This window comes from Streptomyces sp. NRRL B-24085, assembly GCF_001282115.1.
In the GTDB taxonomy this organism is placed as follows: Bacteria; Actinomycetota; Actinomycetes; order Streptomycetales; family Streptomycetaceae; genus Streptomyces.
Genome location: NZ_LJBR01000385.1, coordinates 1 through 9,649, shown reverse-complemented (window position 1 = coordinate 9,649; position 9,649 = coordinate 1). Strand labels below are relative to the sequence as shown.

Below are 9,649 nucleotides of genomic sequence, written 5' to 3'. Positions count from 1 at the left end.
CCCCCACACGGTCCGCCGCAGCAGCGCGCACACCTTCCCCGCCGCCCGCCGCCCCCACGGCCGCCGTCCAGTTCTCGGCGCTGCTGAAGCAGCTGAGCGACGAGAGTGACGGACCGCTGGCGGCGGTGCGCAGCGTCGTCGAGCACACCGCGCACCGTCTCGCCCGGCCGGACGGTTCGGCTCAACTCGACCCGGCCCGGCATCGCCTGGAGTGGATCGCCGGCCGACTGCACGGCATCCAGCAAGACCTCGACAGCACCGCAGCACAGCTGGCCGCCGCACCGCGCCGTCCGGTTCCCTCACCCGCGCCGACCGTTCACCGCCCGCCAGCCGCTGCCCGCCGCATGTGACCCACCACCCCCGCTCTTCCGAGGAGACTTTTGCCCGCCCCTGACGACTCCCTCGCCTCCTTCGCCGCCGTCCTCGCCGGCGAACTGCCCGGCCAGTGGAGCCACCACTACCACCCGCCCCTCGGCGCCAACACCGGCCACGACGATGTCACCGCCGAGGTGTGGGACATGGACCAGGTGGCCGCTGCCGTGGCCGAGCACACCGTCGACCACTGCGCGGTCCTGACCCGCACCGACGACGGCACCCGGCTGTTCGTCATGGACCGCAAGGGCCACGACGACGTCTTCCTCATCGCCGCCATGGCCCCCAACGACCTGCCCGTCGAGGCGTTCCGCGGTGTCCGCGAGCCGGACGGCATCGCCGTCGATGCCAACCCCTTCCGCGCCGCCAAGCACGTCCGGCTGCGTCTGCTGTCCCACTACGACGCGGCCCTGGCACAGGTACGGGACAACGCCTCCCGCCTCGACACAGCCCGGGCCGACGCTCAGCGTGTCGTGATGACCTGGTCGGGCGAGGACCTCGTGGTCGCCAAGCCCGAGCGGGCCGACATCGCCCAGATCCTGACCGGCGCCGGCTTCGCCTTCGACGCGGACCGGAACATGTTCGTGCTGTCCGACGGTGACTCGTTCCGCGTGGCCGCGTCCGTCCGCGCGGCCGGTGACCGCCTGTCCGAACTTGGCGTCGGCGTCCTGCTGTCCCGCTCATCCGGCCGGCCCGCGCCGGACACCGCGCTGGCCCAGGCGCCCGCCGCACCGGCTCCGGCCGCGCACCGAAGTCGGTGACGAACCAGGCGCCCGGCGACGAGCCGGTGTTCTTCGTCCATACCTACGTGACCATCACGCGGGATCCGCGAACCCAGCTCGTCGTCGCGATCGGCGGCGACGACCGTGCGGCCAGCATCCTCCAGAGAGGCGGCGGGTTCCTCGACGCCCCTGGCCCGCGCGGCCCATACCACCGCCAGCCCCACTCTCTGCCCGCCGAGGAACGGCGTCGCGGTGCCACCGCTGCGGCCCTGGCCCTGTTGCAGGCCGGATACAGCGTCCACCTCGACCCCGACCTCAACACCCTGAGCACGCGGGACGAGGACCGGCAGGCCGCCCACCGATACCTGGACCTACTCGCCGAACGCGCCCGCAACCCCAGTGACGGCCACGAACTGGCCGCCATCCTCACTGAGATCGTCGCCCCTGGCGACGGCGTGCTGCCTCGCCTGCGCGACATCCTGGTGTCCCTCTGGGCGGGTTGGGACGACCGCCTTCCCGACGCCGGACACCCTGCGGCCCCCGCCGAGCAGCTGATCGACGCAGTCAACGGCCTGGCCCGCCACACCCAGCGGCTCGAAGACATCCGCAACCAGGCCGCTCGCATTCCGGCATCCGCTCCATCCCCCAGCGCCACGGCCAAGCCCGTCCCCGCCACGCCCGGCCGGGGCCGCTGACCGCCCCTCCAATCCGACATAGGAGCATCCACCCGATGGGCAACCGTGCCGACGACGAAGGCACCGACGTCGAGATCTACCGCAAGCCCTTGACCCACACCGTCCACGCCGACACCCCCACCGGCGCCCCGGAACAGCTCCTCGCCCTGCTCGACCGGATCGGCTTCGAACGCAAGACCGTCTCGCCCGCAGGCACCGCGGGCCCGACCTACGTCTGGCACGAGGCCCCGGGCCACTCAGCGAGGACGAGAAGAAAAGGCTGGCCACCCGCGCCGTCCCCCCACTGCTCACGGCCGGATACGTCGTCCACATCCCCGACTATCTCTTCGACCAAGCCGCCTACCGCAGCACCGCGGAGGAACTCCGCACCCAGCGAGCGGCACCGGCTGCCCTCGCGGCGACTGCCCGGCCCCGCCGTACGCGTGGCTAAGTCACCCTGCCCTTGGCCCGTCTTTAAGGAGTCCACCCCCCGGTGCCCCAGTGTCCGCCGCATGCCGTCCCGTATGTCCTGGCCGCGCCCGGCTACCTCGCCGGCGGCGGCGACTGGGAACACCTGACCGAGCTGCTGCTGTACGGCCACGGCTGGCGCAACGTGTCCACGATCGACCAGCACACCGCCCTGGCCAGCCCCGACGGACGCCTCCATGTCGTCCTCAACCGCCGCGCGGATTGGACCTGGACCCTGCACGAAACCAGCCCGCACGGGCAGGACTGGGCAGCCCTTCTTGGCGCGCACATCCCCGTCGAGTACCTCACCGCCATGGTCGACGCCATGCTCCAGCCGCCGTCCACTGGCCACCCGACGGTCCTCGACCCGTTGCACGCGGCAGGCTGGACCGAGCAGGCCACCGGTCCCGGGGCCTCGGCCGTGTCACCGGACGGCCTGGTCCACTTCAATGCAGAAGACCCCGCTCACCCCGGCGCGCCGAGACCGTGGCGCGCCGCCTGCACCGTCAACGGGTACCGCTGGTGGACAGCCGCCTTCAGCACCCGCACCCCGCCCGGCATCGTCACTGCGTTCACCCGCAGCCTCGCCCGCGACGATCCGCTGCCGCGAATGGCCATCGGAACACCGCTGTACGGCTGCGGGCCCTACACCCGTCTCACCCCGACACCACACACTCATGTGGACGAGCAGGCGCTACTCAAGGCCCGGATCGCCGACGTTCGCAACCGCCGCGTCACCGGATCGAGCCCCGCCACACCGCCGCCGAACCCCATCGGACGCACGCCAGCCACCCGCGCGCGGTGAGCCGCACGCCCTCGCGGCCTCGACGTGCAACGCACCACCCCGTTCAGGAGCTTTCCGTACCCCGCACATCCCCTCGCCCCACACCGCCGCCGATCACCGCCGAGCGCCGGCCTCGTCTGGCCGTCTTCCTCTTCCGCCGCTACCTGCGCGCCTGCATCGTGCGCCACCCCGGCCACGTCAGCCCGCTGGCCGGAGGCCGGCCGGAAGCCACGCTGGATGAATCCCGCCGCCTCAGCCACCACACCTGACCCCCGCCCTGTCGCCAGGAGGCCCGTGACCGACCCGTCCCTCGACCCCGTCCCCTTCGCCCGCGCCATCGCCGCCCAGATCGGCCAGCTCAGCCAGTACCTCGCCCAGGCACCGCCGCGTGAGGCCGCCCACATCCTCGCCACCGTCCTCGACCGCGACGTCGGCATCCTCGGCCACGTCACCCACCTGATGGAAACCGGCTCCCGGTTCGCCAAGCACACCTCCGAACTGGGCATCCTCCCGCCCGAGGTCTGGCTCGCCGTCGGCCGTGCCGCCAATGAACTCCACAGCGTCGGTGGGGACTTGGACGAGCACACCGACGTGCTCGACGCCCTCGCCTCCACCGTGGCCCCGGCCCCCTCGACCACGCCGAAGCCGGTCCCCTCCGCCATGGTCGTCCGGAGGCGCCGATGAGACGAAACCAGTGGGCCAGCTGGGGTGGCCGGCGCTCCGGGGGCGAGCAGGCCGAGCAGCACTACCTCATCGAACCCCGCCATCTCGCCGGCGGCGGCAACCTCGGGCACGTCACCGAGTTCCTGCGCGCCTCCGGCTGGAAGGATGCCTCCCGCTCCGGCGGCTCCGTCGTCTTCGACAGCCCCGACCGCACCGTCCGCATCGGATACGACCCGCACACCCAGCCCGGCGGCTGGACCATCTCCGGCCACGCCACCGGTACAGCGCCGGCGTGGCACGCGACGCTCGGGCGGCGGACTCCGGTGGAGATGGTGGCCGGCGTCACCGACGCCCTCACCCAGCCCCGCGCCGCGCACGCGCCCAACGCCTGGGCACCGCTGGAGCAGCAGGGCTGGACGAGCGAGCGCGGCGAGGACCAGTCGTACGAGGCGGTCCACCCCGACAACAACAGCTGGCTTCGGTACTGCCAGGACGAGCGCGGTCAGGCGGTGTGGTGGGCCGGTGCCCGTACCGAGCACGGCCAGATCTGGGACGCCGTGTTCACCCCGACCACGCCACTGCACCTCATCGAGGCATTCGCCACAGCGCTGGCCGACCCGCAGCCGGTGATGCGTCCACGCGGCCACGTCCCTCCCACCAGCCGGGTCCGCACGACGTCCGTGTCGGTCCTGCCCTCCCAGCTCACCGCCTGGCAGCAGGCCCGTGTCGCCGCCGCCCGCGCCGCGACCTGGGCCCGCTTCGCCACCACCCACCCGCGAAACCAGCGCCGCGCAGCAGGTCCTCACGCCACGGCCGCGGGCCAACGCCGCTGACCACCAGCAGCCTCACCCCACCCACAAGTGAGACCCCTTTGCGAGGAGGTTCATGACTGCCCCGACCTGCGACGACACCCTGACAGCCGAAGATATACACAGGGCTGTTCACAGCCTGTGCCAGCTCACCGCCCATCTGCACACCAGCCCCCACCCGGCCGAAGCCGCCGTGCTGCTAGGCCCGCTCCTCGACGCCGACCACGGCCTCATCACACGGCTGGCTCTGCCCCTCCGCGAAGTCTCCCGGCTCCTGGCCCAGCACGCCGCTGTCCCCTGGGACCGGACGGTCGCCAGCCTGGTAGGCGAGTATTTCGACGCCGCCGACGCCGTGGACCAGCTGCGCCAACCCCTGCACAACGCACTGCGCGCGCTGGAGCCCCGTACGGGACACGGTCAAGGAAGTGGGAGCGGCGTATGCCAGTGACCGAGCGGCAGTTGGCCAGCTTCAGACGCGACCACGAGTCGACGATCCTTCATTCCACCAGCCCCCGGCACCTCGCAGGTCCCGGCGACGCCCGCCACGTCACCCACGCCCTGCTCGCCGCCGGCTGGACCATCACCTCCGACCCGGCTTCCCCCGAGACTGAGGTCACCAGCCCCGACTTGCAGGCCCGGCTGCAAGCCGCACCCCAGTTCAACCCGTCCAGCAGCTGGTGGCGCCTGACAGTCGACCCGCCCAACTCCCGTAGTTGGTATGCCTCGTTCACCCAACAGGTCCCGGCCGAGATCCTGGCCGGACTCACCGACACCCTCCTCACCCCTGCCCCTGCGGACCCGCCCGATCCGTGGGACCTATTCCACACAGCGGGCTGGAGCGTCAGCCAGAGCGAGAACGGAACCGGCTTCGAGGCCCGCTCGCTCGACCGACGGGCGGTCGTTGAATACAGCCGCCCCTACGACGACGAGATCTCCTCCTCGTTCTCCTGGCGGATCCGCACCCGGGAGTACCCCGCCGACGCCGCCGAGTCCGCTTTCGACGGTCGCCCGGTCTGGAGCGGCTGGCTCGACGGACACGCCCCCGCGCAGACCATCGCCGGCTTCATCGCCGCCTTGACCAGCGCCGAACCGCTGCTGCGCGGCTGGGGCCGGCACAACTGGCACCACGACGTCCAGCATGAGCGAACCAGCCGGACCGGCACGGATGTCGCCGACGCTCACCAGCAGCACCTCAAGCACATCCAGACCCAGGTCCGCGCCGCGCGACGCCGTCAGCGGCTGGACACCACCCCCTCCTCGGCTCACGTCGGCGCCTCCAACTCCTCGGCGGCCCGCACCCGATGACTGATGAAAGACCCCCTGTGGCCTCCCCACCCTCACCTCCGAGCGTCATCCATCAGCAGCGCCTCGACCAACTCGCCGCGTTCCTCCACACCGGCGAACAGATCCTGGCCGCGTGGGACACCTACTCCGACCAGCACACCGACCCCGACAGCTGGCCGTACGACGACGAGACCTACGGGCGGCGCGCCGCCCGCCGCGACGCCGACACCTGGATCGCCGCCGCACAGATCCGCCCCTTCGCCCGCGAGCTGATCTCCACCGCCGAAGTCCAGCTCCAGCAGCTCCCCGCCCGGGCCGTCCAGTCCCACTGGCCTTGGCACCTAGCGAACGCCGAACACGCCCTCGACCAGCTCGACGCCTTCGAAGAGGACTATCGCGCCCGCCTCGACGACCTGCCACTCTCCGCCCGGCCGGGGACACAGGCATACGACGACCTCATCGACGCCCGCAACGCAGAGGCATGGCACGCACTCAACGAGCTGGCCCTGCACGCCCCCGTGATCCTCACCATCCACGCGACGACCCAACGCACCCCGCCTCGTCTGGAAGCCGTCGCACCTCGACCCGCCCCAACGGCCTCCGCTGCCGCGACGCCCGTGGCACGGAGGTGAGCCGCATGCGTTTCCTGCCTCACGATGCGGCCGACGAACTCCTCGTCACCCCGCCCTGCCTGGCCGGGGGCGGGGACCCGCGCTGGGTCACCGTGGCCCTCCACCAGGCCGGCGGATGGCGCTACGACCACACTCCGCTCTCCCCGATCATCCATCTGGTCCGGCCCGACCAGCAGGCCGAGCTGAGCCTGTACCCGGACCCGGACGAGCCGTGGTGGACGATCCTCCACGCCCCCACCGACGAACACCCCGCCTGGTACGCCCGGTTCGGGGCGCGCCTCCCGGTCGAGATCCTCGCCGCGTTCACCGACGCCCTCACCAAGCCCGCCCCCGAAGCGGCGGCGAGTGATCCCTTCGAGATCCTGTACGCGGCCGGCTGGCTGGAACACTCCGACGTCTCGGCCTCGTCCCCCGACAGCCCCGTCCGTGTCGAGCGCGCCGTCCAGGGGCAAGGCAGCTGGTTCGTCACCACCTCCCTGCCCGGCGACCCCGACACGGTGATCTGGCGCGCCCACCTCGGCGCCGACACCCCGCTCCACCTGGTCGCCGCCTTCACCAGCGCCCTCACCGACCCCGCACCGCTGCGCCGCGACCCGCTCGCCCTCCCCTTCCAGGCCCGTCCCCACCTCCAGACGGCCCCCGCTCCGACGGGCCAGCTGGGCGGGCTGGATCCGCTGGAGCAGCGCGTCCAAGACCTCGCCGCCCGCCGCCGGCGTGGCGCGCCCTCGCTGCCACCGCGTCGGCCGCAGCCGCCACCGCGCCGTACGCGCTGACTAGGCCACACCCCTAACCCCGGAATCCTGCCCTTGCCCCACGCCTCCCCCTCCTCCAGCAGCGACAGCTACGACATCGCCTTCAAGGTGCTCCTCGGCGCCCTCGCGATCGCCGTCCCCCTGTCCAACCTCGCCTGGCTGTGCGGCAACCTCGCCGCCTGGGCCACCCACTCCGGTCCCTGGGCGCCGTACCAGCCCATCAACGCCCTCCTGCACCCCGGCCAGCTCTGGCCCGCCGCCGGAGAAACGACCCTGCTCATCGGTGCCCGCATCATCCCCGTCACCGTGATGATCGCCCTCGTCCTCACCGCCGCAGTCGTCTGGTCACGACACAAGAACTCCGGCAGGGGCCGGAAGAAGAAGATCGCCGGCATGGCCAAGGCGAAGGACATCGAGCCGCTGATGGCCCGGGCGATCACCGCCAAGGCCCGCTCCCTGCGCCCCAGCCTGAAGGACGCCAAGCACATCGATGCCGCCGACACCGGCATCCTCCTCGGCAACCTCCAGGGCAGCCGCCACGAGGTCCGCATGGGGTACGAGGACGTCGCCGTCGCCATCATGGCGCCCCGCTCCGGCAAGACCACCTCGCTCGCGATCCCCTCGATCCTCGCCGCGCCCGGCCCCGTCCTGCTGACCTCCAACAAGGCCGCCGGCGACGCCTACACCGCCACCCTCGACGCACGGCAGAGGACCGGCCGGACGTGGTCGATGGACCCGCAGCAGATCGCCCACGCCGAACGGGAGATGTGGTGGAATCCGCTCGCCGACGCCAGGACCCTCGACGGCGCAGGCCGTCTGGCTGGCCACTTCCTCGCGGCTTCCGTGGACGCCAGCCAGCAGGGCGACTTCTGGTCCAAGGCCGGCAGCAACATCCTGTCGCAGCTGTTCCTCGCCGCGGCTCTCGATGAACGGCCCATCACCGACGTCATGCAGTGGCTGGCCTTTCCCGCCGACCGCACTCCTCTCGATATCCTGCGCGACCACCAGTTCACCGCGGTGGCCGCCCAACTCAAGGGCACCGTCGAAGGACCGCCCGAAACCCGGGACGGCATCTACGAAACCGCCCGGCAGTACGCCGCAGCCCTCCTCAACAGCGATATCGCGGCGTGGGTCACCCCGCAGAAGGACGTGTCCGAGTTCCGGCCGTCGGAGTTCGTCTCGTCCACGGACACTCTGTACCTGCTGTCGAAGGACGGTGGCGGCGGCGCTAGTGCCCTGATCGCGGCGTGCGCGGACTCCGTCATGCGCGCTGCGACCGCGCAGGCCGAGCGCGCCGGCGGACGGCTCGACCCGCCGATGCTCGCGATCCTCGACGAGGCTGCCAACGTCTGCAAGATCTCCGATCTGCCCGACCTGTACAGCCACTTGGGCTCGCGCGGCATCATCCCCATCACGATCCTGCAGTCCTACCGCCAGGGCCAGAAAGTCTGGGGAGACGCGGGCATGGACGCCATGTGGTCCGCGAGCACCGTCAAGGTGATCGGCTCCGGCATCGACGATCCCGACTTCGCCGACAAGCTCTCCCGCCTCATCGGCGACCACGACGTGGAGACCACCTCGACCTCCATCTCCGACTCGGGGAAGTCGACCTCCGTGTCGATGCGGCAGGAACGGATCCTGCCCGCGGACGCGATCCGCGCCCTGCCCAAGGGCACCGCCCTGTGCTTCGCCACCGGCATGCGCGCCGCCATGCTCGACCTGCGCCCCTGGTACGCGGAGCCCGACGCCGACGCGCTGACTGCCGCCTCTGCCCGCGCATCGGAGGCCATCACCGCCCGCGCCGTCGCCAAGCACGCCCCGCAGCAAAGCGACTACGGCCCCGCCGCCTGACCACCCACCACGCCCGAGCACCCCACCGGGCTGCCCCACCTGTACCCAGCCACCGGGATGACCGATAGCCATCACCGACCACCACGACGTCTTCATCGGCTCGACCGATGACGGATGGACGTTCGCCGTCCTCAACCGCCCCATCCGCAACGCCGCCCGACACCTGACCGCAGCAGGCTTCACAGCCCGCCAGCACCAGGGCCGCACCCTCTACCTCCTGCCGCCCGGGACCGCCGAGGACGCACATGAGCGCGCCGGCGTCGCCTTCTACGGGCTCCTGTCCCACACCATGGACCTCGTCGACCTCGCCTGGACCACGCGCTACCCCCTCACCACCGACGCCGAGCCCGAGGCGACCATGCGCTTCCACGATGGCACCGTCACCGCCACCGCGATCACCGACCGGGCCAGGGATGTCCTCATCCAGCACGGCTTCACCCCGACGAAGGCAACGCGGGAGTACACACTTCCCGCCGAGTTAGGTGAATCCGACGCCCTGGGTGCGGTGGTCTGTGCCGAATCGCACCTCTACACACTCGGCGCCAGCGTGCGCGTCGGCCTCGGGATCCCGACCCTCCAGGACATCCCGCCCGCGCCCTCCCGCCTTCCAGCCACGCCCGCGACACCCCCCCCGGACC

Annotated in this window: 10 protein-coding genes and 2 pseudogenes; all 12 read left to right on the top strand. The window is 71.7% G+C overall.

The genetic code is table 11. The features are described 5' to 3' along the window. Positions 1-350, top strand: a pseudogene (locus AOJ26_RS43640) (relaxase/mobilization nuclease); the annotation flags it as partial. A 30-nt stretch (positions 351-380) separates the two neighbouring features. Continuing rightward, positions 381-1,133, top strand: a complete 753-nt coding sequence (locus AOJ26_RS33950; RefSeq protein WP_053852214.1) for a hypothetical protein — start codon at positions 381-383, stop codon at positions 1,131-1,133. Next, entirely contained in the window at positions 1,130-1,789 is a 660-nt protein-coding gene (locus tag AOJ26_RS33945) for a hypothetical protein (protein WP_053852213.1), read from the top strand. The genes AOJ26_RS33950 and AOJ26_RS33945 overlap by 4 nt, the downstream gene beginning before the upstream one ends. Before the next feature lie 472 nt (positions 1,790-2,261). Then, positions 2,262-3,041, top strand: a complete 780-nt coding sequence (locus AOJ26_RS33935) for a DUF317 domain-containing protein (protein WP_053852211.1) — start codon at positions 2,262-2,264, stop codon at positions 3,039-3,041. Positions 3,042-3,314: 273 nt separating this feature from the next. Then, positions 3,315-3,704 (top strand): hypothetical protein, encoded by a 390-nt coding sequence (locus AOJ26_RS33930; protein ID WP_046919609.1) that lies wholly within the window; start codon positions 3,315-3,317, stop codon positions 3,702-3,704. Continuing rightward, on the top strand, positions 3,701-4,516 hold the full coding sequence (locus tag AOJ26_RS33925; RefSeq protein WP_053852210.1) for a DUF317 domain-containing protein: 816 nt from the start codon (positions 3,701-3,703) through the stop codon (positions 4,514-4,516). Before AOJ26_RS33930 ends, AOJ26_RS33925 begins: the two co-directional genes overlap by 4 nt. A gap of 52 nt (positions 4,517-4,568) precedes the next feature. After that, positions 4,569-4,940 carry a hypothetical protein gene (locus tag AOJ26_RS33920; protein WP_053852209.1) on the top strand — a complete coding sequence of 124 codons (372 nt, stop codon included), beginning with the start codon at positions 4,569-4,571 and terminating at the stop codon, positions 4,938-4,940. Continuing rightward, complete coding sequence (locus tag AOJ26_RS33915; protein WP_063790363.1) at positions 4,931-5,797, top strand: DUF317 domain-containing protein; 867 nt, start codon at positions 4,931-4,933, stop codon at positions 5,795-5,797. Before AOJ26_RS33920 ends, AOJ26_RS33915 begins: the two co-directional genes overlap by 10 nt. Positions 5,798-5,814: 17 nt before the next feature. Continuing rightward, positions 5,815-6,408, top strand: a complete 594-nt coding sequence (locus tag AOJ26_RS33910) for a hypothetical protein (RefSeq protein WP_053852207.1) — start codon at positions 5,815-5,817, stop codon at positions 6,406-6,408. 5 nt (positions 6,409-6,413) lie between these two features. Then, positions 6,414-7,181, top strand: a complete 768-nt coding sequence (locus tag AOJ26_RS33905; RefSeq protein ID WP_053852206.1) for a DUF317 domain-containing protein — start codon at positions 6,414-6,416, stop codon at positions 7,179-7,181. A 33-nt stretch (positions 7,182-7,214) separates the two neighbouring features. Then, the gene (locus AOJ26_RS33900; RefSeq protein WP_179200356.1) at positions 7,215-9,011 is read left to right on the top strand and encodes a type IV secretory system conjugative DNA transfer family protein; all 1,797 of its coding nucleotides are present in this window, start codon (positions 7,215-7,217) and stop codon (positions 9,009-9,011) included. 289 nt (positions 9,012-9,300) lie between these two features. Then, a pseudogene (locus AOJ26_RS44010) lies at positions 9,301-9,649 on the top strand (hypothetical protein); the annotation flags it as partial.

Excerpts from the sequence above, each read along its gene's own strand:
- AOJ26_RS33925 (WP_053852210.1), top strand. The coding sequence starts at position 3,701 with ATGAGACGAAACCAGTGGGCCAGCTGGGGTGGCCGGCGCTCCGGGGGC.
- AOJ26_RS33920 (WP_053852209.1), top strand. The coding sequence starts at position 4,569 with ATGACTGCCCCGACCTGCGACGACACCCTGACAGCCGAAGATATACAC.
- AOJ26_RS33905 (WP_053852206.1), top strand. The coding sequence starts at position 6,414 with ATGCGTTTCCTGCCTCACGATGCGGCCGACGAACTCCTCGTCACCCCG.
- AOJ26_RS33915 (WP_063790363.1), top strand. The coding sequence starts at position 4,931 with ATGCCAGTGACCGAGCGGCAGTTGGCCAGCTTCAGACGCGACCACGAG.